This is a genomic window from Clostridium sp. Cult1, from assembly GCF_021655095.1.
Taxonomy (GTDB): domain Bacteria; phylum Bacillota; class Clostridia; order Tissierellales; family Tepidimicrobiaceae; genus Schnuerera.
On sequence record NZ_PPXW01000001.1, the window covers coordinates 2,169,629 to 2,196,540 of the forward strand.

Annotated in this window: 21 protein-coding genes and 1 pseudogene; 20 read left to right on the forward strand and 2 right to left on the reverse strand. The window is 32.0% G+C overall.

Translation table 11 applies throughout. The annotated features are described in order from the left end of the window. Window positions 1-12 precede the first annotated feature (12 nt). The 19 genes from purF (at window position 13) to C3E89_RS10935 (ending at window position 24,661) form a co-directional block, all read left to right on the forward strand. Window positions 13-1,362 (forward strand): amidophosphoribosyltransferase, encoded by a 1,350-nt coding sequence (gene purF / locus C3E89_RS10845; RefSeq protein ID WP_236912937.1) that lies wholly within the window; start codon window positions 13-15, stop codon window positions 1,360-1,362. Between the two features lie 14 nt (window positions 1,363-1,376). Then, window positions 1,377-2,402, forward strand: coding sequence for a phosphoribosylformylglycinamidine cyclo-ligase (gene purM, locus C3E89_RS10850; RefSeq protein ID WP_236912940.1), 1,026 nt, complete (start codon window positions 1,377-1,379; stop codon window positions 2,400-2,402). Continuing rightward, window positions 2,399-3,016, forward strand: a complete 618-nt coding sequence (gene purN / locus C3E89_RS10855) for a phosphoribosylglycinamide formyltransferase (protein WP_236912942.1) — start codon at window positions 2,399-2,401, stop codon at window positions 3,014-3,016. Before purM ends, purN begins: the two co-directional genes overlap by 4 nt. A 10-nt stretch (window positions 3,017-3,026) precedes the next feature. Beyond that, the gene (purH, locus tag C3E89_RS10860) at window positions 3,027-4,559 is read left to right on the forward strand and encodes a bifunctional phosphoribosylaminoimidazolecarboxamide formyltransferase/IMP cyclohydrolase (protein WP_236912944.1); all 1,533 of its coding nucleotides are present in this window, start codon (window positions 3,027-3,029) and stop codon (window positions 4,557-4,559) included. A gap of 11 nt (window positions 4,560-4,570) precedes the next feature. Then, a complete protein-coding gene (purD, locus tag C3E89_RS10865; protein WP_236912946.1) occupies window positions 4,571-5,827 on the forward strand; it encodes a phosphoribosylamine--glycine ligase in 1,257 nt (418 codons plus the stop codon). Between the two features lie 18 nt (window positions 5,828-5,845). Then, window positions 5,846-7,156 (forward strand): NCS2 family permease, encoded by a 1,311-nt coding sequence (locus C3E89_RS10870; protein ID WP_236912948.1) that lies wholly within the window; start codon window positions 5,846-5,848, stop codon window positions 7,154-7,156. Between the two features lie 609 nt (window positions 7,157-7,765). Then, on the forward strand, window positions 7,766-9,322 hold the full coding sequence (locus C3E89_RS10875) for an ABC transporter substrate-binding protein (protein ID WP_236912949.1): 1,557 nt from the start codon (window positions 7,766-7,768) through the stop codon (window positions 9,320-9,322). 77 nt (window positions 9,323-9,399) lie between these two features. Then, window positions 9,400-10,329: an ABC transporter permease gene (locus C3E89_RS10880; RefSeq protein ID WP_236912951.1), complete on the forward strand. Its 930-nt coding sequence runs from the start codon at window positions 9,400-9,402 to the stop codon at window positions 10,327-10,329. Window positions 10,330-10,344: 15 nt separating this feature from the next. Beyond that, complete coding sequence (gene nikC, locus C3E89_RS10885) at window positions 10,345-11,244, forward strand: nickel transporter permease (RefSeq protein WP_272876614.1); 900 nt, start codon at window positions 10,345-10,347, stop codon at window positions 11,242-11,244. A 15-nt stretch (window positions 11,245-11,259) separates the two neighbouring features. After that, window positions 11,260-12,240 carry an ABC transporter ATP-binding protein gene (locus tag C3E89_RS10890; RefSeq protein ID WP_236912953.1) on the forward strand — a complete coding sequence of 327 codons (981 nt, stop codon included), beginning with the start codon at window positions 11,260-11,262 and terminating at the stop codon, window positions 12,238-12,240. A gap of 1 nt (window position 12,241) precedes the next feature. After that, entirely contained in the window at window positions 12,242-13,189 is a 948-nt protein-coding gene (locus C3E89_RS10895; protein WP_236912955.1) for an ABC transporter ATP-binding protein, read from the forward strand. A 290-nt stretch (window positions 13,190-13,479) separates the two neighbouring features. Beyond that, complete coding sequence (locus tag C3E89_RS10900) at window positions 13,480-15,150, forward strand: formate--tetrahydrofolate ligase (RefSeq protein ID WP_236912957.1); 1,671 nt, start codon at window positions 13,480-13,482, stop codon at window positions 15,148-15,150. 75 nt (window positions 15,151-15,225) lie between these two features. Continuing rightward, window positions 15,226-15,534, forward strand: a complete 309-nt coding sequence (locus C3E89_RS10905; RefSeq protein ID WP_236912958.1) for a YerC/YecD family TrpR-related protein — start codon at window positions 15,226-15,228, stop codon at window positions 15,532-15,534. A gap of 181 nt (window positions 15,535-15,715) precedes the next feature. Further along, the gene (locus C3E89_RS10910; protein WP_236912960.1) at window positions 15,716-17,575 is read left to right on the forward strand and encodes a hypothetical protein; all 1,860 of its coding nucleotides are present in this window, start codon (window positions 15,716-15,718) and stop codon (window positions 17,573-17,575) included. 99 nt (window positions 17,576-17,674) lie between these two features. Beyond that, window positions 17,675-18,931 carry a hypothetical protein gene (locus C3E89_RS10915; RefSeq protein WP_236912963.1) on the forward strand — a complete coding sequence of 419 codons (1,257 nt, stop codon included), beginning with the start codon at window positions 17,675-17,677 and terminating at the stop codon, window positions 18,929-18,931. After that, complete coding sequence (locus C3E89_RS10920; protein ID WP_236912965.1) at window positions 18,901-19,719, forward strand: tetratricopeptide repeat protein; 819 nt, start codon at window positions 18,901-18,903, stop codon at window positions 19,717-19,719. Before C3E89_RS10915 ends, C3E89_RS10920 begins: the two co-directional genes overlap by 31 nt. Window positions 19,720-19,737: 18 nt before the next feature. Further along, window positions 19,738-20,391 carry a hypothetical protein gene (locus tag C3E89_RS10925; protein ID WP_236912967.1) on the forward strand — a complete coding sequence of 218 codons (654 nt, stop codon included), beginning with the start codon at window positions 19,738-19,740 and terminating at the stop codon, window positions 20,389-20,391. A gap of 29 nt (window positions 20,392-20,420) precedes the next feature. Continuing rightward, window positions 20,421-22,511, forward strand: coding sequence for a hypothetical protein (locus C3E89_RS10930; RefSeq protein WP_236912969.1), 2,091 nt, complete (start codon window positions 20,421-20,423; stop codon window positions 22,509-22,511). A 65-nt stretch (window positions 22,512-22,576) separates the two neighbouring features. Beyond that, on the forward strand, window positions 22,577-24,661 hold the full coding sequence (locus C3E89_RS10935) for a hypothetical protein (protein WP_236912971.1): 2,085 nt from the start codon (window positions 22,577-22,579) through the stop codon (window positions 24,659-24,661). 659 nt (window positions 24,662-25,320) lie between these two features. On the opposite strand, the gene C3E89_RS13355 is transcribed toward C3E89_RS10935, so the two are convergent. After that, window positions 25,321-25,446, reverse strand: a complete 126-nt coding sequence (locus C3E89_RS13355; protein WP_272876615.1) for a hypothetical protein — start codon at window positions 25,444-25,446, stop codon at window positions 25,321-25,323. Window positions 25,447-25,449: 3 nt separating this feature from the next. Then, the gene (locus tag C3E89_RS10940) at window positions 25,450-26,598 is read right to left on the reverse strand and encodes a radical SAM protein (protein ID WP_236912973.1); all 1,149 of its coding nucleotides are present in this window, start codon (window positions 26,596-26,598) and stop codon (window positions 25,450-25,452) included. A 17-nt stretch (window positions 26,599-26,615) separates the two neighbouring features. On the opposite strand from C3E89_RS10940, the pseudogene C3E89_RS13555 reads away from it, so the two are divergent. Continuing rightward, window positions 26,616-26,912: pseudogene (locus C3E89_RS13555) on the forward strand (PucR family transcriptional regulator ligand-binding domain-containing protein); the annotation flags it as partial.

The window sequence follows — 26,912 nt, forward strand, 5'->3', positions numbered from 1 at the left end:
AGGGTGAAGGATTTGTGTGGAATTTTTGGAATATACAGTAAGGAAAAAAGAGATATATCTAAGATAATCTATTATGGATTATATGCTCTTCAACATAGAGGACAAGTTAGTGCAGGGATAGCAATTAATAATAATGGATATATAGATTATTATAAAGGTTTAGGATTGGCCCATGAGGTATTAGATAAGGAAATATTAAATAGATTAAGAGGGGATATAGGAATAGGGCATATCAGGTCAGGAAGTTCAGTAGAGACTACTACTGTAAATGCGGAACCATTAGTCGTAGGTTACAAACAAGGGGCCTTAGCCTTAGCTTATGATGGGAGTCTAGTGAATTATTCTGAATTGAGAGAAAAGATGGAAGACAATGGGGTAATATTTCAATCCTCTATTGATACAGAAGTAATAGCTAATCTAATTGCCAGATACCATAGAGAGGATATAGAACAGGCTATAATCAAAGCAGTAAAGGATATAAAAGGTTCTTATGCTTTAGTGACCATGACTAATGATAGGTTAATTGGAGTTAGAGATCCCTATGGATTAAAACCATTATGTATTGGAAAGATTGGTAAGGACTATATTCTATCCTCTGAAACTTGTGCCCTAGATACTATAGGGGCAGAATTTGTAAGGGATGTAGAGCCAGGGGAGATGGTAGTCATAATCGATGGAGATATTAAATCCGTAAAGACTAAGGAAGCCAAGGATAAGAATATTTGTATTTTTGAAATAATCTATCTAGCTAGGCCAGATAGTAAATTAGATGGAAAAAGTATATATCTTTTAAGGCGAGAAGCAGGAAGAAACCTAGCTAAAGAATGTCCAGCAGAAGGAGATATAGTAATATCAGCCCCAGATTCTGGAACGGTGGCAGCCATTGGATATGCAGAAGAGTCTAGAATTCCCTATGATGAAGGCCTCATAAAAAATAGATATGTAGGAAGAACTTTTATCCAGCCTACCCAAGAATTAAGGGAACAGGGAGTTAGGATTAAATTAAATGTACTAAAGGAAAATGTGGAAGGAAAAAGAGTAATACTAGTAGATGATTCTATAGTTCGGGGAACAACTATGAAGAGGATTGTAGGAATGTTAAAGAGAGCAGGGGCTAAAGAAGTCCATGTAAGGATTGCTGCTCCTCCAGTGAAATATCCTTGTAATTTAGGAATGCATACTCCAAAAAAGGAGAATCTAATAGCAGGAGAAAAAACTGTTGATGAAATAAAGGATGTAATAGGGGCTGATTCCCTATGTTATCTATCTTTAGAAGGGTTACTGGAAGCGGTTGGTGGAGAAAACAACTATTGTACTGGATGTTTTAGTGGCCAGTTTCCAGTAAGTAAAGATCTATTATAGAGAGGAGAAAAAATATGAAGCTTACCTACAAGGAGGCCGGAGTAGATAAAGAAGCCGGCTATAAAGGGGTTCAATTAATAAAGGATACTATAAAGAAGACCTATAGAGAAGGAGTATTATCTGATATTGGAGGATTTGCAGGGTTGTTCCAATTAGATACTAAATCCTACGAAGAACCTGTATTAGTATCTGGTACCGACGGGGTTGGAACTAAGTTGAAAATAGCCTTTATGATGGACAAACACAATAGCATAGGAGAAGACTGTGTAGCTATGTGTGTTAATGATATATTATGCCAAGGGGCAAAGCCTTTATTCTTTTTAGACTATATTGCCACTGGCAAATTAATCCCAGAAAAGATGGCAGCCATAGTGGAAGGTATTGCTAATGGTTGTATTAAAGGCGAAGCAGCTTTAATAGGTGGAGAAACAGCAGAGATGCCTGGCTTTTATAAGGAAGATGAATATGATTTAGCAGGGTTTTGTGTAGGAATAGTAGACAAGAAAAAAATCATCGATGGCACAAAAGTAGAAGAAGGGGATATTGTATTAGGACTTCCATCTACTGGCATCCATAGCAATGGCTATTCTCTTGTTCGTAAGATAGTATTTGAAAAGATGGGTTTTAATTTAAATGAATTCATTCCTAAACTAGGAACTACCTTAGGGGAAGAACTATTGAAACCTACTAGAATATATACGAATACGGTACTACCTTTAATAGAAAAATATAATATTAAGGGAATAGTTCATATAACTGGTGGTGGATTCTATGAAAATATTCCCAGAATTATTCCTGATGGGCTAACGGCTGGTATTGATGTTTCCAAGATAGATACCCCAGAAATATTCAATCTACTGGCCGAATGGGGAGATATAAGCGAAAAAGAGATGTATTCAACCTTTAACATGGGAATAGGAATGGTTTTAATAGTTGATAAGGATGAAATAGAGGAGATTACCAGTAAATTAAAAAAAATGGGTGAAGAGTTTACCTTATTAGGAAGAATTAAAAGAGGAGAGGAGAAGGTTTCACTATGATAAAAATAGGTGTATTAATATCTGGTAGTGGAACTAATCTTCAAGCAATTATTGACAATATAAATGAAGGAAAAATTAAAGGAAAAATTCAGGTAGCAATATCCAATAGAAAAGATGCCTATGGACTCAAAAGGGCGGAAAAGATGGGAATTGAAACCTTGTATGTAAATAGAAAAGAATTCAACTCCTTAGAAGAATATAATAGGAAAATATTAGACGAACTATATAAAAGAAAAGTAGAATTAGTAGTCCTAGCTGGGTTTCTAAATATATTGTCCCAAGAATTCATCGAAGAATATAGAGGACGAATAATTAATATACACCCGTCATTAATACCTAGTTTTTGTGGGAAAGGCTGTTATGGAGATAATGTTCACAAAATGGTGCTAGATAGAGGAGTAAAACTTACAGGAGTAACAGTCCATTTTGTAGATGAAGGAACGGATACAGGACCTATTATCCTTCAAAGGGCAGTAGAGGTAAAGGAACAGGATACGGTAGAAACTCTAAAAGAAAGGGTATTAAAGGTAGAACATGAACTACTACCTGAGGCTATAAGGCTTTATTGTGAAGGCAGATTGGTTATTGAAGGAAGCACAGTAAGGATAAAATAGAGGTGATGAAATGAAAAGGGTATTAATAAGTGTTTATGATAAAAAGGGAATTGTTGAGTTTGCAAAAGAACTTATTGAACTAGGTTGGGAAATAATCTCTACTGGGGGAACTAGTAAGGTTTTAAAGGAAGCAGGCATTGAGATTATTGATATAGAAGAGATTACCAAATTTCCTGAAATATTAGATGGTAGGGTAAAAACTCTCCACCCTAATATTCATGGAGGATTATTATATAAAAGAGACAGTGACGAACATAAAAAAACGTTAGATGATTTGAATATACACTCAATTGACATGGTTGTAAACAATCTATATCCCTTTGAAGAAACGATAAAGAAACAAGGAGTAGGCCATGAGGAAATTATAGAAAATATAGATATTGGTGGTCCTTCCATGATTAGGGCTGCAGCTAAGAATTACAAATACGTAACAGTTGTTATGGATCCTTCTGATTATAGTAAAGTTTTAGAAGAGTTAAAATCAAAAGGAGAAACCTCTATAGAATTGAGAAGGGCTCTAGCAAGGAAGGTATTCCAATATACCGCTTATTATGATTCGTTAATTGCCAACTATTTTAATGGTTTAGATTCCTTAGAGTTTCCAGATATTATGACTCTCTTCTTTAAGGATAAGCAGAGTTTAAGATATGGGGAAAATCCCCACCAAAAGGCAGCCTTTTACAAAGAAATAGATAATTTGGAAGGAACTATTGCAGGGGCCATCCAGCTTCATGGGAAGGAACTTTCTTTTAACAATATTAATGATGGAAATGGAACTTTAGAGATTTTAAAGGAATTTGATGAGCCTACAGTAGTAGCGGTAAAACATGCTAATCCTTGTGGTATAGGTAGTGGAGAAAATTTAATAGAAGCTTATAATAAGGCCTATGAATCCGATAAAATATCTATATTTGGCGGAATAATTGGAGCCAATAAGGAAATAGATGAAGAAGTTGCAAAGAGGATTAATGATATATTCATTGAGATAGTAATGGCACCAGCCTTTACTGACAAGGCCTTAGAAATCCTCACTTCTAAAAAAAATATAAGAATACTTAAAATTCCCAATATAATGAAGAAAGATTACCCCTCCTTAGATGTAAAAAAAGTTCTAGGAGGAATATTAATACAGGAAAGGGATACAAAACTTTTGGATGAAGAATTAAAAGTAGTTACCAATAGGAAGCCAACGGATAAGGAAATGGAAGATCTACTCTTTAGTTGGAAGGCAGTAAAAGGGATTAAATCTAACGGAGTTTTGTTAGCAAAGAATAAAGGTACTGTAGGGATTGGTATGGGAGAAGTAAATCGAGTATGGGCAGTAAAAGCAGCCATTGAAAGAGCTGGAGAAAAGGCGAAGGACTCTGTATTGGCCTCTGATGGATTTTTCCCTTTTAAAGATTCTGTAGAAGCCTTAGCCAAAGCTGGAGTAACAGCTATAATACAACCTGGTGGTTCTTTGAGAGATGAAGAGTCGATAGAAGAAGCAGATAAAAATGGTATAGCTATGGTGTTTACGGGAATGAGACATTTTAAACATTAGGGAGGGATTTTATGAAAGTTCTAGTCCTAGGCAGTGGTGGTAGGGAACATGCCTTATGTTGGAAAATAGCTGAAAGTCCAAATGTATCAAAAGTATACTGTGCTCCAGGCAATGGAGGCACTAAAGAAGTTGCTGAAAATGTGGATATATCACCAGATGACATAGATAGTCTATTAGATTTTGCAGTAAGAGAAAAAATAGATCTGACAGTAGTTGGTCCAGAAGGGCCTTTAGTTATGGGGATAGTAGATAGGTTTAATGAAAAGGGATTGAAGATATTTGGAGTAAATAAGAAGGCAGCCCAACTGGAAGGATCTAAGGTATATGCTAAAGAGTTTATGGAAAAATATAATATACCTACTGCTATGTATAAAAAATATAGGGATAGCAGAAAGGCCATTGAAGAACTAGATGAATTCAACTATCCATTAGTAATAAAGGCTGATGGGTTGTGTTTAGGCAAGGGTGTAGTAATCTGTAATAGTAAAGAGGAAGCTATAGATAGTATTAACCAAATGCTAGAAGGCAAAGCTTTTGGTTCCGCTGGAGAGACCATAATAATTGAAGAATTTCTAGAAGGCATAGAAGCTTCCCTTCTTTGTTTTGTAACTAATAGAAAAATTGTCCCTATGGAAAGTGCAAAGGATTATAAACAGATATTTGAAGGAGATAAAGGGCCAAATACTGGTGGAGTAGGTTGCTTTTCTCCAAATCCATTATTTAATGGAGAATTGGAAAGGATAATAAAAGAGGAAATACTTAATAAAATTGAAATAGGTTTAAAAGAAGAAAATATTGACTATAATGGCATATTGTTCATAGGGTTAATGATAAATAAGGATCAACCCAAGGTATTAGAGTTTAATGTTCGATTTGGAGATCCAGAGACAGAGGTCTTAATTCCAAGACTTAAATCCGATATAGTAAATATTTTTGAGAAAACTTTAGAAGGCAATTTAAAGAAAGAGGATTTAATTTGGAGAGATGAAAAATGTATAACGGTAGTAGCTACATCTAATGGCTATCCTGGAAAGTATGAAAAGGGTAAGGAAATTACAGGCCTTAATGATGTAGATGAAAATATAATAATATTTCACAATGGAACTATAGAAAAGGAGGGAAGACTATATACTAACGGCGGTAGAGTGATCTCAATAACTGCTTTAGGGAATAATTTACAAAAAACTAGAGAAAAAATATATGAAAATTTAAACAAAATCAATTTTGATGGTATGTATTTTAGAAAGGATATTGGAAAAATTGACTAAAGTTAAGGAGGACTTACAATGGAAAATTACTTTAAATTAAAGGAGCATCATACTGACAAGAGGACTGAAATACTAGCAGGAATTACTACCTTTATGACTATGGCTTATATTTTAATAGTTAATCCAGAAATATTGTCAGCAACAGGTATGGATAAGGGAGGAATATTTACAGCCACAGCTCTATCCGCATTTATTGCAACTATGATAATGGCTTTCTATGCCAAATATCCCTTTGCACTGGCACCAGGTATGGGGCTTAATGCTTTTTTCGCCTTTACTGTAGTTTTAGGGCCTATGGGAAAATCTTGGCAGTTTGCTTTAACTGCTGTATTAATTGAAGGTATTATATTTATACTATTATCCTTTGTAAAGGCAAGGGAAGCAATATTTAATGCAATCCCTATGAATTTAAAAAATGCTGTTTCAGTGGGTATAGGACTTTTCATTGCTTTTATTGGACTTACTAGTGCAGGTCTTATAGTTGCAGGAGATGGAGTTTTAATTGGTTTAGGTAATCTTAAAGATCCAGCAGCTATTCTTGCAATTATAGGATTGGTAATTACTGGAATATTACTAGCTAAAAACGTTAAAGGCGCTTTATTAATCGGAATCCTTTTAACTACCATAATAGGTATACCTATGGGAGTCACTCTATTGCCAGAAGGATTTAGTTTAAAAAATATTGTCAGCCTACCTCCATCTTTAAAACCCGTAGCATTCCAGTTTGTTGGGTGGGAAGAGATACTTTCTTTAGACATGCTGGTAGTAGTATTTACGTTTTTATTTGTAGATATATTTGATACTGTAGGTACTTTGGTAGGTGTAGCCTCTAAGGCAGAAATGTTAGACGAAGAAGGAAAGCTTCCAAGAGTAAGCAATGCATTGATGGCTGATGCGGTAGGAACAGTTGCTGGAGCTTGCCTAGGGACTAGTACAGTTACAACATTTGTTGAATCCGCTTCAGGAGTAGCAGAGGGAGGAAGGACTGGCCTTACTGCTCTTAGCACAGCTATTATGTTTGGATTATCCTTATTCTTTGCTCCTATATTTACTATGGTGCCATCAGCAGCCACTGCTCCTGTCTTAATAATTGTAGGGCTATTTATGATGAGCCCAATAAAGAAAATTGATTTAGATGATTACACTGAAGCAATACCTGCATTTTTAACTATAATAATGATGCCTTTTGCTTATAGTATTGCAGAAGGTATAGTATTTGGTATGGTGTCCTATGTAGTATTAAAACTTCTTACAAAAAGAGGAAAAGAAGTATCTCCAGTTATGTACTTATTAGCAATATTATTTATATTAAGAATCGTTTTATCCTAAATTAAAGGTGGCATTTTCCATGCCACCTTTTTTCATTACTATGATTAGAGTGGTACTTTAAAGCACCAAAATATTGTTAAAAATTTAACGATGTTTGTTAAAAACATGGTTATTATTTATTTATTCACTTAATTTAATATATTCTATATAATTAGAAATCTATATTAATTCGGAAATATAAGAATAATTCGACAATAATCGCATGAAATAGGCAAAATTATATAAAAAATAACAAAAATACAATATATATTGACTTATTTTTATTTTCACTATATAATTGGTATGTGTTTAATAATTAACAAAACTATAGACTTATTAACATTTTTTGTAAGCTTAATGTGAAATTTTGCCTCTTAATATGATCAATTCAATTAGAATTAAATGAACATGCTTAATAATCGAAATACTATATAAAAGTTATTAAATTATAGCTTATTTTAGTTACAATTATCTTATAATTTTGATAGTAATTAAGCATAAGTAAAATATATAATTGAAATTTATACCATACTGGCGTGAAAACGTTGGCAGTGTTAATAGCTATAATGTTAGGATAGTTTCCATTTAAGTTTACAAAAAATACAAACTAACTATTGGGGAGGTATAAATATGAAAAGAAAGAGTCTAATACTTATTTCCATGATGTTGATTCTAAGCTTAGTATTAACAGCATGTGGCGGAGGAAAAGAGACAGGTGGCAAGTCAGATGAGTCAACTGGAGCAAAGGATAAGTTAGTAATTGCTACTTCAAGTGACGCTATAACTATGGACCCTGTACAAAACAATGATGCATTTTCAGGTAATATAATGGCTCAAGTTTATGACGGCCTTGTAAAAATTGATATGGAAGGTAATATAACTGAAAGTTTAGCTGAAAAATATGAAATTTCAGAAGATGGTTTAACATATACTTTCAAATTAAAAGAAGGTATAAAATTCCAAAATGGCGAAGAGTTAAAAGCTAGCGATGCTGTATTTACATTTAAAAGGGCTATTGAAGCTCCAGCAGTTGCTCATATATTTGGAGATATAGACCCTGATAGTTTAGAAGCTTTAGATGATTATACTTTTCAATTTTCATTAAAAGAAGCAAACGCTGGTATAGTAGCTGCTTTATGTCACCCTGCAGCATTTATTGTAAATGAAAAGGCAGTTACAGAAGCTGGAGATGATTATTCAAGAAATCCTATTGGAACAGGTCCATTTATACTTGAAAGTTGGTCAAAATCAAACAAAATGGTATTAAATAGATTTGAAGATTATCACGGAGAAGCTCCAGTATATAATACTTTAGAAGTTAGAGTAATTCCAGAGGCTACAAATAGAGTTATTGAATTAGAAACTGGCGGAGTAGACATTGCATATGATATCTCTCCTAATGATGTTAGTAGAGTAGAAGAAAATAGTGATCTTCAATTATTTAGAACTCCAGACTATGGAACTCTTTATATGGGAATGAATACTGAGAAATCACCTCTTAATGATATTAAAGTAAGACAAGCTATTACAAAAGCAATCGATGTAGAATCAATTGTTAAAGCTATTTGGAGAGGTGTAGGTAAACCAGCATCAGCTCCATATACATCAACTATTAAGTATTCAATTGCTGATGAAAACGAACCTAATAAGAAAGATATTGAAGGTGCAAAACAATTATTAAAGGAAGCAGGTTATGAAAATGGTTTATCATTAACGATTACAACTAATGATAGACAAGAAAGAATTGATGCTGCTACAATAATGAAGGAAGACTTAAAGGAAATCGGAATCGATATAACTGTTGAAGTTTTAGAGTGGAGTGCTTTCATCGAGAAGATAGAAAATGGACAACATGATTTATTTATGATTTCATGGCTTTCAGACTCACCAGACCCAGACATGGTATTATATCCTTGTTTCCATTCATCAATGGCAGGTCCTGGTGGAAACTATGCATTCTTAAATGATGCAGAAGTTGATGAATTGATAATAAAAGGTCGTAGAACATTAGATGGTCCAGAGAGAGAACAAATATATAAAGATCTTCAAGAAAAAATTATGGATTTAGCTCCTGCAGTATTCTTATATAATAGTGAAATTGTTATTGGAGCAAGAAATAATATTGACAATATAGAACTTACTCCATTTGGATATCATCGTCTTTATCATATAACTTTTGACAAATAGATTTAGGTGGATAAATTGAGAGGAGGATTCCTCTCAATTTGTTCATAAATTCCATAGAAAGAAAGGAGCACTAGCTAATGGCAAAGTATATAGTTAAAAGAATACTACTATTAATCCCTGTTATCATTGGCGTTAGTTTCATAGTCTTTGGGTTGCTAGAACTTAGTCCTGGAGATCCTGCTAGAAACATTTTAGGTACCAATGCATCTCCAGAAGAAGTAGCACAACTTAGGGAAGAGATGGGACTTAACGATCCGTTTTTAGTTCGATATGGAAGGTTTTTGAAAGATTTAGTATTACATGGAGATTTAGGGAATTCATATATTTCTAGAACTCCTGTTGTAGACGAAATAGCATCTAGAGCGGGACATACTTTTAAATTGGCTGTTCTTGCAATTGTAATAGCCGTAATCTTAGGTATACCTATTGGAATTATTTCAGCGGTTAAGCAGTATTCTTTATTTGACAATATAACTATGATTTTTGCACTTTTAGGTATTTGTATGCCTGTATTCTGGTTAGGACTATTATTAATTTTATTATTCTCTGTTAACTTAGGCTGGTTGCCATCTTCTGGTTTTGATTCGGTTGAACAGATGATATTACCATCGATTGCTCTTGCCGCTCAATCTGTATCAGTTATTACCAGGATGACTAGATCCAGTATGCTTGAAGTTATCAGACAGGACTATATAAGGACAGTTCGTGCAAAAGGACAAAAAGAAAAAGTTGTAATTATAAGGCACGCATTAGGAAACGCTTTAATTCCAATACTAACAACTATTGGAACTCAGTTTGGACAGCTATTGGGTGGAGCAGTAATGACGGAAGTAATATTCTCTATTCCCGGAGTAGGCAGATTGATGGTTGATTCCATCATGATGAGAGATACACCAATGGTATTAGGTTGTATACTATTTGTTGCGATTTCTTTTGCCATAGTTAATCTTATAGTAGACTTATTATATTCTTTTGTTGATCCTAGAATAAAGTCTCAATTTTCATAAAGGAGTGTTATCTATATGCAGGATAGAGCAATTAAGAATACAGAATCTGAAACAATTGAAAAAAAAGGTAATGGACTAAGAAAATTTAAAGAAGTATTTGGCCGTATGAAGAAAAACAAACTAGCAATGTTTGGATTGGCTATTATTGTATTACTAGTAATAACTGCTATTTTTGCAGATTTTATCGCTCCATATGATTTCAGCACAAATGACTTAGAGAATCAATTTGCTTCACCTAGTAATGAACATTTTTTTGGAACTGATGAATTTGGGCGGGATATATTCAGCCGTATTGTTTATGGTTCAAGAATTTCATTACAAGTTGGCTTTATATCAGTAGGTATTGCTTTAATTGCAGGTGTTGGACTTGGAGCAATAGCAGGTTTTTATGGAGGGAAAGTTGATACTATTTTGATGAGATTAATTGATATAATACAATCCCTTCCTGATATTCTATTGGCTATAGCTATAATGGCTGTATTAGGACCAGGATTGTCTAATCTGATGATAGCAGTTGGAATCGCAGCTATCCCAGGTTATGCAAAGATAGTAAGATCTTCTGTTTTATCTATTAAAGATAGTGAATATGTAGAGGCAGCAAGAGCAAATGGTTCATCAGATTTTAGAATTATTATGAAGCATATTATACCTAATTGCTTAGCTCCTATTATAGTACAAGCTACTTTGGGAGTTGCTTACGCAATAATAAATGCTGCTGGTTTAAGTTTTATAGGTTTAGGATTAGAACCTCCAACACCTGAATGGGGAGCTATGCTTTCAGGTGGACGTGCATATATTCGTGATTTTCCACATATGACTATGTTCCCTGGCTTAGCAATAGTCATTACAATATTTGCATTAAACGTTTTAGGTGATGGACTAAGAGATGCTTTAGACCCAAAATTAAAACAATAGGGAGGTGTTGTATAGATGGAAAACTTACTAGAAATCAAAAATTTAAGCATAGAGTATGTTACTGATGATCGAATTAATAAAGCGGTAAATGATTTGAATCTAAAGATTAGGGAAGGAGAAACTTTGGGATTTGTTGGTGAAACAGGTGCAGGAAAAACTACAACAGCTCTTGGAGTTATGAGATTGGTTCCTAATCCACCGGGAAAGATTGTAAGCGGTGAGATTTATTTTGAAGGAGAAAATCTATTAGATAAAGAAGAAAAAGATATGAGAGAAATTAGGGGAAATAAGATATCTATGATATTCCAGGATCCTATGACCTCATTGAATCCAATTATGACCGTTGGAGAACAGATTGAAGAAGTTATTAAACTTCATGAAGATTTACCGAAAGAGGAATTAAGAAAAAGAGCAGAAGAGATGTTGGATACAGTAGGAATTAGAAAAGAAAGATTTGATGATTATCCACACCAATTTAGCGGTGGTATGAAACAAAGGGTTGTAATTGCAATGGCATTAGCCTGTAATCCAAAACTAATAATAGCCGATGAACCTACTACAGCATTAGATGTAACTATTCAAGCTCAGGTTTTAGAATTAATGAAAGAATTAAAAATCAAGTTTAATACTTCAATACTATTAATAACTCACGACTTAGGAGTAGTAGCTGAAACTTGCGATTATGTTTCTATAATGTATGCTGGAAGTTCTTTAGAATATGGAGATGTAGAAAGAATATACAATAATCCTCTTCATCCATATACAGTTGGGTTGTTTAATTCAATACCAAGTTTAGATGAAGATAAGGATAAATTAGATGTAATACCTGGAACACCACCAGACCCATCTAATTTACCAACAGGATGTAAATTTCATCCAAGGTGCTCTCGTTGTATGGAAATATGTAAAAAAAGCCTTCCGAAATCAATAGAGGTAGAAAAAGGCCATTTTGTTTCCTGCTTTTTATACGATAAAGAAATGAAGGAGGGCAAATAAAATGGAAAATGTATTAATGGAAGTAAAACATTTGAAGAAATATTTTAAGGCAAAACAAGGGACATTGCACGCTGTAGATGATGTGAGTTTTCAAGTTTTGAAAGGTGAAACTTTAGGATTAGTAGGGGAATCAGGCTGTGGTAAGTCTACAACAGGTAGGGCAATTCTTAGACTCCATGAGCCAACAGCTGGGGAAGTTATTTATAATGGAGAAGATATTGTAAAATATAGCAAGAGTCAAATGAAGGAAATGAGAAAAAAGATGCAAATAGTTTTCCAAGACCCTTATTCCTCATTAAATCCAAGACTAAGTGTATATGATTTAATTGCTGACCCTTTATACGTTAACAAAGATGTAGTCCCTAAGAATCAAATTGGTGAACAGGTTAAACGTACTATGAAACTTGTAGGTCTAGAGAAAAGATTGATTAATTCATTCCCTCATGAACTAGATGGTGGAAGAAGACAAAGAGTTGGAATCGCTAGAGCTTTAGCTTTAAATCCAGAGTTTATTGTATTAGATGAACCGGTTTCAGCTTTAGATGTTAGTATTCAATCACAAATATTGAACCTATTAGATGAATTACAAGAAGAACTAGGCCTTACCTATATATTTGTTGCTCATAACTTAAGTGTTGTTAAACATATAAGTGATAGAATTGCAGTAATGTACTTGGGAAATATAGTAGAATTAACTGACTATAAGAGCATATTTACAGATCCACTTCATCCATATACACAAGCTCTACTATCTGCTATCCCAATTCCAAAGGTTGGTCTAAAAAGGGAACGTATAGTTTTAGAAGGAGATGTTCCGAGTCCAATTGATCCAGGTCCAGGATGTGTATTCTATGGTAGATGTCGTCATAGAAAAGGTATTTGTAAAGAAGCTAAACCTAAATTTGAAGAAAAAAAACCAGGTCATTATGTAGCTTGTCATTTAATATAATAAAAAGATTAGCTCTTTTCCAGTTAAGAATTAAAAATAATAAACTGGAAAAGAGCATTTTTATTTATTTATTAGAAAAGTATTTCAAAAAGTCCCAAAAATTTGATATAATACTATATAGTTGTATAAAACAATCTAAAATTTTATGAAAATTGAACAATATAATATCACAAGTTAAAACAATATTTATATTTGAATATAATAAAAACTAGGGTACATACTATTCATATTTGGAAAGTTAAGTTTAATATTTGGTCAAGGATTAAATTAAAATATAAGGAGGTATATTTGTGAAAACGGATGTTCAAATCGCTCAAGAAGCAAAAATGCTCCCAATTACGGAGGTGGCAGAAAAGATAGGATTAAAAGAAGACGATCTAGTACATTATGGTAAATATAAAGCAAAAGTAAATTTAGATGTATTGGAAAGATTAAAGGATAAAGAGGATGGGAAACTAGTTCTTGTTACTGCCATCAATCCAACTCCAGCTGGGGAAGGTAAAACTACAGTAAATATAGGTTTAAGTATGGCATTGAATAAAATAGGTAAAAAAGCAGTAACTGCATTAAGAGAGCCTTCTTTAGGACCTAGTTTTGGTATTAAAGGGGGAGCAGCTGGTGGAGGATATGCTCAAGTTGTACCTATGGAAGATATAAATCTACACTTTACTGGTGATTTCCATGCAATTACTACAGCTCATAACCTAATTTCTGCTCTGTTAGATAACCATATTCATCAAGGGAATGCATTGAATATCGACCCAAGAAGGATAGTATGGAAAAGAGTTCTTGATATGAACGATAGAGCATTAAGAAATATCGTTGTAGGATTAGGCGGTAGACCAAACGGCGTACCTAGAGAAGATGGATTTGATATAACAGTTGCTTCAGAGATAATGGCAATTTTCTGTTTATCGAAGGATTTAGAGGATTTCAAAGAGAGAATTGGAAATATATTAGTAGCATATAAATATGATGGAAGCCCTGTATTTGCTAAAGATTTAAAGGCACAGGGGGCAGTAGCTTTACTTATGAAAGATGCTATCAATCCTAACCTTGTTCAGACATTAGAAAATACTCCAGCACTTATTCATGGTGGACCTTTTGCAAATATTGCCCATGGATGTAACTCGATGTTAGCCACAAAGCTAGCTCTAAAACTTGCTGATTACACAGTTACAGAGGCTGGATTCGGTGCCGACTTAGGTGCGGAGAAATTCTTTGATATAAAAGCTAGATTTGGCGATTTGAAACCAGATGCGGCCGTAATCGTTGCTACAGTTAGAGCATTGAAACATCATGGAGGGGTTAAAAAGGATGAACTAGGAAATGAAAATTTAGATGCTTTAGCAAAAGGGTTTGAAAACTTAGAAAAACACATAGAAAATGTTAATAAATTTGGTGTGCCTGCAGTAGTGGCGATTAACAGATTCCCTACAGATACAGAAGCTGAATTAGAATATGTGAAGAAGAGAGCTGAAGAACTAGGCTCAGTAGCTGTACTTACAGAAGTTTGGGGCAAAGGTGGAGACGGTGGAATCGAATTAGCTAAGACAGTAGTAGAAATAGTAGAAAGCAAACCTTCAAACTTTAAACCAATATATGATTCTAATGAATCTATAAGGGATAAAATTAATACCATAGCTAAGGAAGTTTATGGAGCTGATGGTGTTGAATTTACAAAATCCTGTGAAAAGAAAATAAAACAAATTGAAGAACTTGGATTAGATAAGATGCCAATCTGTATGGCAAAAACCCAATATTCATTATCTGATGACCCAACATTATTAGCAAGACCAGAAGGATTTAAAATAACTGTAAGAGATATAAGAGTATCTAATGGCGCAGGTTTCCTTGTTGCATTAACTGGCGAAATAATGACTATGCCAGGATTACCAAAAGTGCCAGCTGCCAATAATATAGATATACTGGAAAGTGGAGAAATAGTAGGATTATTCTAACTTAAAAAAGTCTGGGGGATATTTTCTCCAGACTTTTTTGGACTGATATAAAAAATATTTTATGGAGGTGGAATATTGGCTAGATATAATTCTAAAATTAAAAGCGAGCAAGTTGATAATCTATTTAAAGCCATATTGAAACTTGAGACTATAGATGAATGCTATAGATTTTTTGAAGATATCTGTACAATAAAAGAGATTCAATCAATTGCCCAAAGATTAGAGGTAGCTAGATTATTGACCCTTAATAATACCTATAGTGAAATTGAAAAAGAAACAGGGGCAAGTACTGCTACCATTAGTAGAATAAATAGATCATTAAACTATGGGGTAGATGGATATAAAATTGTATTTGAAAGATTGGGATATATGAAAGACGATTAAACAATAATAAACCAGCACAGTTACTAAGATTTTGGTAGTTGTGCTGGTTTATGTTTTATAATGAGCTTGTTTGAATTTTAGCCCTTCTTTTCATTGGAAAAACTCCACTATTATTATATAATAGAAAGGAAACGAATGTTAATTAGGATGGTGATAGCATGAAAAAGGAGGGGAACTTTTAATGAATCATCAGAGAATTTGTTTAGAATGCAATATACAATTAGAGGAAAAAACAAAATATTTTTTATGTCCTATTTGTGGATATTCAGAGAAAAAATATGAATGGTATAGGGAATTATTAAAAGAAGATTATTGGTGCCAAAATGCATTAACTGAATATCCTATTATAATAAGAGAAAAATACCTTTCCATAAAATCCAATATAGAGGAAGGTCAAATTCCTGCTGCTTGGTTAATGCTTAGAGATCTATTTGAAATAACATTAAAATTACCCTTTTTATTATTACTATCTAAGGACATGGAAATGGACAATATACCCTTTGATACAATTAAAAAATTAACAGAAAGACCTATTTCTTTAGGTTCTTGGGAACAAATCGCTAAAGAGTATTGTAATAAAACAGGCCCAGAAGATGAAATATCTATTATATTAAAAGACATAATCAAAGTATATGAAAAGAGAAAAATCACCAGTTGGAGAAATAATAATATAGGCCATGGCGCTTTTAGTATACAGGAATTGGAAATTACATATAAAGATGATATTAGGAATTTACTTATATATATTAAAGATCATTATGAAAAAAACATAGATAATTACAGAAATATTCAACTTAAAATAATTGATGGAAAAGTGTATTGGATTAACAATAATAGAAAAGTAAACCTTTATCCCTTTATACATACAATGGAAGATGGGATTTATTTTTTTGATGCATATTATTCTAATACTGAAAAGACAGGTATGTTAGATTATATAACTGCAGATAAGAGGAAAAAACTCATGTCTAAAATGAAAGATCTATACTTGGCTGCCAAGACCTATGCTGGCATCTCCAATATGGATTATTCTGCAGAGAGTAATATGTTTTCTTCTAGGTATATTGAAACTTTGGAGGAAATTGAAAATAGTTCTAAGATATATGACCTGACATTTTTAAAGGACGAGCTAATAGAATCTTTAAATAAGAGTTCTAAGGGAATATTTATATTGGAAATGGAAGGGGGAATGGGTAAGACCACATTTGTTAGATCTATGGACCCCTTTAGTTCCAACAAAAGAAATTTACAGGAGGATATAGAAGTAAGGGCTTTTTATATAAATAATACCTATGCCCATACTCCAAATTATTTTGCATTGGGATTTTTAGATGCTTTAAGGAAAGAAAAGGATAATAGTACGGTTATGGCAAGTGATTTAGATAATATAAATCCCAACGATAAAAATGTAAAACAGAATATAGCCAATTTACTTAAGAGATTTAGCCAGTATTATGGTAGGAAATTATTATTTATAATCGATGGATTAGATGAGATTCCAGTAAGTTCAGGAATCACTATTTTTGATATGATTCCAGATAAAGATATGTTAGATGATGGTGTATATATATTATTGACTACTAGGCCAGCTGGATTCACTACGAAATTTATAGAAAACAAAATAAAAGATATAAAGACTACAAAAACTATAAGAGTTACCACCAATACTGAAGATTATCAGTCTATATTATATAATTTTGTTAAAAGTACCTTTAAGATCCAGAAGGATAATGAAATAAATAAAATTATAGCCATTGCTGATAATAGGTTTTTAAATTTAGATTTAATAAAACGAATATATGGTGAAATATCCCTAGATAAACTTAGTAATAATGGAGATATAGTTAATATATATCTAAATATACTTAAGAAATATTATACGCAGATGTATTTTAAGGAACTTGGCAAACTGTTAATTATATTAGCAATAGCACCAGAACCCTTAACAGTTAAGGAATTAAGCACTTTAATGGGGTATGATTCGATAAATTTTAAAATACTGTATTATTTAGCTGAGTTAAGAGGCTTATGGCAAAAATAGAATTCCTATAAAAACAATCTATTATCCCTTCAAAGGGCTGAGTATAAAGAAACCATAATTAACAGATTCCCAAATATACTAAATGAACTTTGTACCCATTTGAAGGAAGATATTAAAGACTTTGATTTTGAAGAAATGAATTATGAAAAGATCAATCTTATAACAATTTTATTATATATCGTCAATAAGTTTGGTTCAAACAAAAATAAGGAAATACAGGAATCCTCGGGATTTAAGAGAATTGAAAAATGGATAAATGAAAAGCTTCAAAACTATATAGTTGAACATAAATATGAGGAATATCAGATAATACAATTATTAGATATTGTAGAGAAGCTATTAGAAGAGGATAGAAATTATCATATTAGACGGCTTGCTCTATTAGCGTCAAAATTAAAATATATTATGGATCATGAAAGGACCGAATACTACTATTCGGCTAAAGAATCTAGTAATATAATGAAAAATATTATATTAAACTATGATTTTGATGATTATGATGAATCTTCCATGTGCATAGAGGCTTGTAGTTATATAAAGAGGGTAGAGGCCATGATTATTGAAGATGATTTAGAATTGGAAATAAATAATAGGTTGAGTGAAAAACAGAATTATTTGTTTAGTAAGTATAAGGATTTGGCAAAATCCCAAAGAGGGGTTGAATGCAAATTAATAGATTATTTAACAGAAGCAAAAATTGAAAGAAGAAATAAGGATTATGAAATGTGCATCATGGTAGCTAAAGAAGGAATTAACTTTTATAATAAAAACAGCCATATATATCCTGAAACCTTCAGATATTATGCCCAATTATTAAACTATATAGCCTCCTCCTATAGACATTTATGTGCACAAAAATATGACGAAATAAATAATAAGAAATTTACCTATCTTAAAAAATGTGGTGAATATTATAGTAAACTACAGGAAGAAATTGAAAACTTCATTTCTATTAATAGTGGAGATGATAGGCTTAAAAGTGTAATACATCAGCTTAAAGAACGGTTAATATATACAAAGATGGAAATTGCCATGTATTTTAATTTAAAGGGAGATACTAAAAAGGCCTTGACCCTAATAGAAGAATTACTTAATATTAATGAAAATAGGACAAACTTAGGATTGGTATTAGACCATATAGTAAGGCTAAAAGTAATCAACAACAGATCTTTAGTATACTATAATAACTCAGAATATGAAAATGCTTGGAAAGACGCCATCTATGTAAAAGAAGAACTAATAAAGAATATAAAGAAAACGGGATTAATAGATGAGAGATTATATGAGGATAATTATAAACTTTTAAAAAACTTGGAGATGGTAAAATGTCAAAAACAAAAAAGTTTCAAAAGATGAATTTTTTAGATGCAGTTAACAAATTAATTAAATATTACAATGAAAGGGAATTTTCCAAGGTAATTGGGCTATATGAAAATATATTTAAAAAGTTGGGAATAGATGAAGATAAATTAATGACCCGAGATGTTTTGCCAGAAGTTTATACTTATGTAGCTAATTCCTATGTTGAGTTAGGATATTACAACAGAGCATTACAAATATTAAATAGCCTAAACTTGAAATATATGGAGGAGGAATATGAGGATCTTTTTTATATAATAGTAGCTTGTTTTCACCAGATATATATGTACAAAAATAATTTTGAGAAGGAATTGGAATATGCAGAGAAGTTGATTGAACTGAATCCTAAATCCAGTGACAATTATTTTTGCAGAGGATTTGCATATCTTAATTTAAAGAAATATGAAGCAGCAGAGAAGGATCTATTGTATGCATTAAAACGTAAAGATAGTTTGGAAGTATATTTAAATTTAATAGATTTATATATGACAACCCATAGATTTAAAGAGGCTCTCAAATACATAAATAAGGGCTATAGGAAATATAAACGTAGGCCTGGAGAGTTTTTACTTCTATATGTAAAAATAGCTGTTTTAATAAAGCTAAAGGATTACACAAATTTATCCAAAACATTGGAAGATATTTATAGTGTAGTACCAGATAATAAACCCGAATATAAGATTGCATTGTTAAGAATAGAAGGCAAGGATTATTCTGAAGTATACGATATTGTCTACAACCAATTTTTGAAATTAATAGAGGATCCAAGAAAGGAAAGTTCATAGTAGAAGGAGGATTGGAAAATGGAAAAGGTTATTATTCCCAAAAGATATAGCGAAGGATATCATTTAGATGAAGAATTTTTAGATGATTTAGAAGAAGAGACGGAATTATTATTAGACATGTGCCATAAAGAGGATAATGTTAATTATCGTAAGTTATTGAAACTGTTGGAAAGATATTATAGAGGAGAGTATTTGGATTTAAAACTCAAGATAAATCAACCTGGAATCTTCTTTTTACTACATACTTATATACAATTGGAAATGTTCGATAAGGCTAAGGAATTATACTTCAGAATATACGATAGTGTAGATGTAAATCATAGAGCCATCGTAGTAAATATTGCTATCCATTATGATACAAGTAGCGAAGCAGATGCAATAAAATTAATGAAATTTATAGATTACCTAGTAGAAAATGAGAGGGAAGAAATGAAAACCCATTATTTCTATTTAACCATATTCCTTTCATCAGGGGCTCTTCAAGTATTTGGAGAGGGATTATTAAATATGGCCTGTGAATTTGGAGTAAATGAAGAAACAATCCCCATTTATTTGGAAATTAAGGATATGTGCAAAAAAGCTAGAATATTAAGGAAAGTAAGGGCTTTAATAAAAGAAGTAGGGAAGCGAGAAGGATCAGAAGTATTTAGGGAATTATACAAAATAATGTAGTGTACTAATAATGGAGGCGATAATATAAAATGAAGAAATTTCAACTATGGTTAGATGAAAGTGGAGATTTTAAAAGGGAGAAGGATTTTACTAAGAACCCCTCCTTAGTAGGAGGAGTTCTAGTGGAAGAGGGACAGTTGTCAGAAAGAGAAATAAAAAATATTCTTAACAAGGATTATGTACATAGTAATGAAATACAGAAGGAATTATTTGGAGATTTTGCTACTCAGGTGCTGAATGACATAAAAAATAATAATGGGGAATTAATAATTTTTGAAAACCAAGAAAGGCTCCAGATTGTAGATGGGAGTATTACCTATTTAAATATATTGTCTGAGGGTATTATTCAACTTCTTCAATTATTAGCAGCTCAATATGGGCATGTCCATTTGGATATACTTATAGCTGTTAGATTAAATATGGAGAGACAAGATTTAAACCCGGGAGAGATAATAAAGGAAGAAGAATATATTCTAAGACTGGAAGAGAAAATAATCATGGGATTAGCTAGGAGAACATTATCCAACAATAGAAATTGGTCCTGGTCCATTAAAATGGGTTCCGCCAGAAAGGATCAAAGACTGATGCTGGCTGATGTGGTATGTAATTCCTATCTAACTAGGAATTCTAGAAAATTTAATGATTCCCATAGGGAAGTATTAAATAGCTTGTATAAAGACAAGTATTGCTTCACCGTATTTGAAAAATCCACAGTTTCATATATAAAACGTTTATTAGGAGAAGGAGCCATAGGAGAGGCAATATTTGAAATATACGCCTCAGAAGAAAATTTAAATAAAGAGGAGTTTTTAAAAATAATACTAGACAGACTTAGTATGATGGATGATGGGGCTATTAGAACCCAATTATTAAATATAAATATTAGGATAGAATCCCTTATAAAAATAGATAACAATCTTAAAAAAAGCAGGGAAATACTATGGAGTATTCAGGAAGAGTTAATTCCCCTTATGAGAGAAAGAAAAATAAATATAGGTATATTTTCATTAGATATTTATCTATATTTATTGACTGTCTATACCCACGAAGGAAAGGTAGGATTGGCAGAAAAACAAATAAGTCTATGCCAAGAAGGAATAAAAAACCTTGCCAATAGGTGGGAAAGCATAGACTATTATTTTATGTTTAAAATAAGACAAGCAGTACATGAAAACAATATTTTTGACTTTCATTCTGCTTTAAATAATATGAATGAAATGGAAACAACTATTGATGAAACCCTAGGCTTATTCCCCCTAGCCCAAGGAATAGGAAAAATTTGCACAGAGATAAAATCAGATTTAATGGGGAAAGTTCTGGGAACCAAACTCCAATCTAGGACTTTTATGATAAGATCTGATCCTAGCCAGTTGAATAGGGCTCGCGAGGATTCCGACAAAGCTATAAGTGAATTTATGAGCAGTTCAGACATTATGAGGCAATATCAATATAGGTCTATGATTGAATGCGAAGGAAAAAATTATTCATCTGCTGTTAATTATCTATGTAAATCTATGGAAGTAGATTATACAGATGAAGATTCTACAATAAAACTATTAAATATTATAATTGAAAAACCATTGATAGTAAGATTATATTCTTTAATGCATTATGTAAGGATTATGGCAGAGGCTAAAATTGGTGGAGAGGATAATATTTCAGATACAATGTTTGCTGCATGGAATAAATTAAGACTTAGTAATAGTGATATAATCCTTAAACCTAAGAACAGCCATCCCTATGAGATTATCCTTTGGAAAATGGGAACCTACATGGGTAGAAGTGGAAACATCAGTGCGGCAATAAAATACTATGATGATGCTATTAGAATCTGCAATAATACCTCAGAAGAATTAACCTTGAGAGGTATTGGATTAGGAATAATGGCTGAAAAAGCTTCTTTACTTGGTAAGGAAACAGGTAAATATAATAAAGAGTTTAACTCTTCCTCGAGAGAATTTTTGAATAACTATAATCAATTTATGGAAAGCAATCTTCCAAAGGCTATGGAAAAATACTTTGAAAATTGGAAGGAATCAATTAATCAAATCAAGAATGTAAAGGATAATGAAGAAAAATCCAATATTCTATGGGATATTTCTAGAAAAATAACCTACTAATGCACTGGGGACGTAATGCACTGGGGACGGATATTTTTGCATCAAAATAGGGGAGGAGCGAGACCATGTCTAAAAAGAAAAAGAAGAATAAAAAAGTAAAAAAGCCTAAAAAGAATTTAAATAAGGTTCTTAAAAACAACGATTTTACCGATATATTATTTGAAGATCCGGTGGTTTCAGCTAGATTGGACAAGCTATACATTATGCTAAGAAAGACTCAAAAGGGAGCTGCAATATTTAATGAAATAGAAGAGAAACTTAATGAGTGTACTAAATCTAAAGAAGTAGATAGTTATGGTTTTTATATTTATTGTATGAATTTAGTACGGACAAATACTGATGTGGCAGTATATAATTTTGAAAAATTCTTTGATAGAAGCCAGCCAGCTGGCAATTTTCCACCAGATGTTCATATAATACTTTTATTTAGAGAATATCATAAAAAAGCTATGTACAAAAAAAAGTTTGCTAAATATTCATTACTTTATAGCTTCGTTGGCTGTATGGGAGAGAGGTTTATAAGAGCTTTAGTAGATGGATTAAGGGATAGAAAAGATGAATATTTAGATGAGGGTTTAGAAAACCTGAATTGGTCCCAATTAAAAGATCGTTTTATGAAAGCAATATTCTATAGGGAAAAAAGTGCAGCATTTAAACTTCTAGGCAGGTTAAGTAATTTAGACCCAGGTGAATCCCATTATTTTGAAGCCCTTGCCCATTATAATAATAATGAATACGATGATGCCATTCGGTTTGCAAGAAAGGTATCTCCAGACAATATAGATTATAATAATGCTGTTTCTATGATTTTAAAATCCTATGCTTTAAAGGGAGAATTCGATAATTTCATGAATTATCTATTTAAAGAAAGTAAAATAAAAATAAATATATACTATTATCTTTATCTGATGCAAATATTGATGGTGAATTCTAAAGATATAAAACGAGTTCTTACAGAACTAGAAGGAAAACTGGAGTATTATAAACCCGATGAGCCAATAGGAGATACTTCGGAACATATAATATCAAAACAAGAATTGATTAGAAATTCTTGTAAATTAGCATTGGAGAGGATGGAATTATTAGAAGAGATTGATTTATACTTAGGTGAGTATGGAGAAAAAGATGAAATCCCCGATGAACTGGGCTATCGACTAATCCAAATTACTACAGCTTTAAATGTTTTACCTGAATTAGGAGAACATCTAACAAAAGAGGGAATGACAAAAACCGAACTATGTAACCACATCTTAACTTTACTAATGGAAAATTATAAACCTGAATTTGAAGATTATTATCTAGCTTTTATATCCCAACTACGTTTGGATATGAAGGAACAATTTATTAACCATGTAGCTTTTAATGGGGAAAGATTATTATTATACAGGGATGAAAGAGCATGGGAGTTAATAGAAGCTGCCTATGTGGAGAGTAGAATTCTTGGAGATAGTGAAAATCAATCAAAATTATATGAGTTACTTAAATCAGCTGGGAGACTAGATAGTCGTAGACTGGATCAATATGAAATAAGCACTCAAATGGAAGACAATCTTTCTAAAGAAGGAAAAATGGCCTATGAATCTGCGGTATGGCAATATGAAAAGGCAATATCCGAGGATTATGGTTGGAAGGATGCTGGGATGATTTCCCTAGCCTATTTTAGGATAATTGAGGTGGAAATCAATCAAAAACTTATCATACCAGCAATAAATTTAATTGGAGCTACCAATATTAAAAACCTTTATCAAGATATTCTTACTCAATATGAAGGAAAAGAGAGGGAAGATATAGAAAAGAAATGGTCCAGTTTAATACATAATTTTGAAAGCATTGAAAAGGGAAGATTACAGGGATTGACCCTTGAGGCAGTTGAATGGCTATTTGGTATGATTAAATCTAAAAGTTTGAAAAAGAACAAATCAGATTATAATTTACGTAAATTAGTATATGATAATATAGCAAAACTGGTCACAGACCCAGAAGGAATAGCTGCTATTGATGAAGGTAAAATATGCAGTTTGGTTAAATGTGAATATAGAAATAAATATAGAAATCCTCCAGCTCACACCAGATATCTACATATTGATGTGGCAAAGGAATGTAAACAATTTGTTGAAGATGGGCTATTACAGTTTTTTTCATGGGTTTAATTGATGCATTGGGGACAGGCATTTGTGCTCCAAATTATGGGTCTTTATAGTGATGTTATGGTTAAGGTGGCTAGAAAAGAAAGCAGGGGGAGTACAGCTTCTGCAATATTAAAATGACATTCTTATAATCAATTAATAAAGTTATATTACTATGCAAATCGATAATAGAGGGTGAACCATATCATAAGTAAGGCAAGATTTAGTGGATATAAGTTAAGGTTTGAAAAACCTTATTTTCATTCTAAAAGAATAAGTGATTTTGAGAAAGTGAAATTACAATATATTAATCTTTCTCCCTTTAAGGCAAGGAATGTTTATTTTGATTTGCATGGTATTGAAAGAATTTAAGTTAATTTAATAATAATTTCTAATCAGTAGATTATTTCTATAATAAATCTACTGATTTAGCTCTATGAAATTATATTTATTATCAAATAAGCTTTGCCACTGGAACTGACACGGTGAACCGTATGATAAATGTTAGCAGTTTTTGTTGCAGGTATTGCAAATGTTGGATTATCTCGATTATAAGGAATATCATATGGTTATGAGTTTTGTTTCTTCTTTTGTAGAATTAAGAAAATCAACTACTTATTATTTTAGTAAGTAATAAATATTTACTTAAACATAATAACATAAGTAGTTGATTTTCCTTTTAATTAGGGGCTACAATAGGGACCACATCCATTAACGGGACCACAGTCGTCGGGAAAACAACTTTCTGTATCATCTGGCCAACAAGAAGTCTCCATCGAACATTCTTCTTCTGTTAATAATTCAATCATATTTTACACCTCCAACATTTTTATAAATTCTTCTATATCACACCATTCTCCCTCATAGGGATTGTATGTGCAATACCATGGTTTTGCATTAATATCACCATTTAAAGAATCTGGACGACAATCATGGCAAGCATACCTATATTCACAATGGCGGCATCCATCTACACGATCCTTAGTGTACGTTAGAATCCAATCCTTGAGAATATCTTCAAGATTCCTTGACCTAATGTTTCCATGGCTAATTCTTCTTTCCATAACACAAGGATAAACATTTAAATTTATATCAATATATATTTTATTAGAAAAGCAATTGTGCATATTCATATTTTTTTCTATATATCTACGTGAAATCTTTTTTTTAAAATGTTTTTTTGTTATTAGTTTTTTCTTAAGCAAGTCAGAATCATAAAGCTTTAAATTACCCCTACCTGACAATCTTACAAAGTCATATCTAGATTTAGGTTGAATTAGGTCTTCATTCGTTTCTTCCACCATTATCCCTTTCATACGAACATTTGCAATTCTATATGGAATATTCGCTTCTTCTAAAGCTTTTATAGTGCTAAGGGCCTTGTCATGTTCTGAAGATATATTAGAGTAGATTGATAAAGCAATTTGATTGATGCTATTAACAAGTAGGCTATCAATATCAGACTTTTTAATCAATGTGCCATTGGTAAATATCTCAACAAATTGAAATTTTTCTTTAACATAACTTAGCATCTTTGATAGTAAACTACCGAGTATGTAAGGTTCTCCACCTATTAACTGAATACGAGGTACTCCCATAGCCTGTAACATATCTATAATTCTACAAAAATCTTGAAAATCCATATGTTTATTTGAAAAGTCTTCTTGGTATTCTGCTTCATTATAGCAGTGTATACAGCGAAGATTACATGTCTTAGTTACTTCAATCCAAGCGAAATCTATTGTGGGTTCTATAGTACATATGGGAGAGTTTTTTTGAGATTCTGTTGTTAAAATTTCAAAATCTAACAATTGATGAAGAAAAATTTCCTCATCTTTCGTAAATTTTTTCTCATTTGTACTTAAAAACATATTAAGCATATTCAGTGCAGATTGATCTATAGAAAAAAGTCTTTGTTTATGATACTTTAAAAGTAGCCCACCATAATAATTGAAAACCAAGCCACCTTTCTAGTTTATATGCTATAAAGGATACACCAGAATTATTATTAGATACTATTAAACTTTATAATAGATTTAATTCAAGTGGTATTTGTATTATTAATAGATATTTTAATACTATATCTCAAGAGGTTGCAAATTATGCAAATAAGATAAACTACCCTATTATCATGGTAAAAAGGAATACTGCCTATGCAGACATAATAACAGATGTGACTAAAGCCATTTTATCTTGTCAAAATAATCATGTAGCCATTTCTATAATTAATGAAATGCTTAATGAAGATGATCCTGAAGTTATCATATCCCTAGCC

What these genes read in the sequence shown, in the direction of transcription:
- C3E89_RS10925 (WP_236912967.1), top strand. Translation starts at nt 19,738, where the DNA reads ATGGAAAAGGTTATTATTCCCAAAAGATATAGCGAAGGATATCATTTA.
- C3E89_RS10920 (WP_236912965.1), top strand. Translation starts at nt 18,901, where the DNA reads ATGTCAAAAACAAAAAAGTTTCAAAAGATGAATTTTTTAGATGCAGTT.
- C3E89_RS10935 (WP_236912971.1), top strand. Translation starts at nt 22,577, where the DNA reads ATGTCTAAAAAGAAAAAGAAGAATAAAAAAGTAAAAAAGCCTAAAAAG.
- purN (WP_236912942.1), top strand. Translation starts at nt 2,399, where the DNA reads ATGATAAAAATAGGTGTATTAATATCTGGTAGTGGAACTAATCTTCAA.
- nikC (WP_272876614.1), top strand. Translation starts at nt 10,345, where the DNA reads ATGCAGGATAGAGCAATTAAGAATACAGAATCTGAAACAATTGAAAAA.
- purH (WP_236912944.1), top strand. Translation starts at nt 3,027, where the DNA reads ATGAAAAGGGTATTAATAAGTGTTTATGATAAAAAGGGAATTGTTGAG.
- C3E89_RS10890 (WP_236912953.1), top strand. Translation starts at nt 11,260, where the DNA reads ATGGAAAACTTACTAGAAATCAAAAATTTAAGCATAGAGTATGTTACT.
- C3E89_RS10880 (WP_236912951.1), top strand. Translation starts at nt 9,400, where the DNA reads ATGGCAAAGTATATAGTTAAAAGAATACTACTATTAATCCCTGTTATC.
- purD (WP_236912946.1), top strand. Translation starts at nt 4,571, where the DNA reads ATGAAAGTTCTAGTCCTAGGCAGTGGTGGTAGGGAACATGCCTTATGT.
- purM (WP_236912940.1), top strand. Translation starts at nt 1,377, where the DNA reads ATGAAGCTTACCTACAAGGAGGCCGGAGTAGATAAAGAAGCCGGCTAT.
- C3E89_RS10930 (WP_236912969.1), top strand. Translation starts at nt 20,421, where the DNA reads ATGAAGAAATTTCAACTATGGTTAGATGAAAGTGGAGATTTTAAAAGG.
- C3E89_RS10870 (WP_236912948.1), top strand. Translation starts at nt 5,846, where the DNA reads ATGGAAAATTACTTTAAATTAAAGGAGCATCATACTGACAAGAGGACT.
- C3E89_RS10895 (WP_236912955.1), top strand. Translation starts at nt 12,242, where the DNA reads ATGGAAAATGTATTAATGGAAGTAAAACATTTGAAGAAATATTTTAAG.
- C3E89_RS13355 (WP_272876615.1), bottom strand. Translation starts at nt 25,446, where the DNA reads ATGATTGAATTATTAACAGAAGAAGAATGTTCGATGGAGACTTCTTGT.
- C3E89_RS10875 (WP_236912949.1), top strand. Translation starts at nt 7,766, where the DNA reads ATGAAAAGAAAGAGTCTAATACTTATTTCCATGATGTTGATTCTAAGC.
- C3E89_RS10910 (WP_236912960.1), top strand. Translation starts at nt 15,716, where the DNA reads ATGAATCATCAGAGAATTTGTTTAGAATGCAATATACAATTAGAGGAA.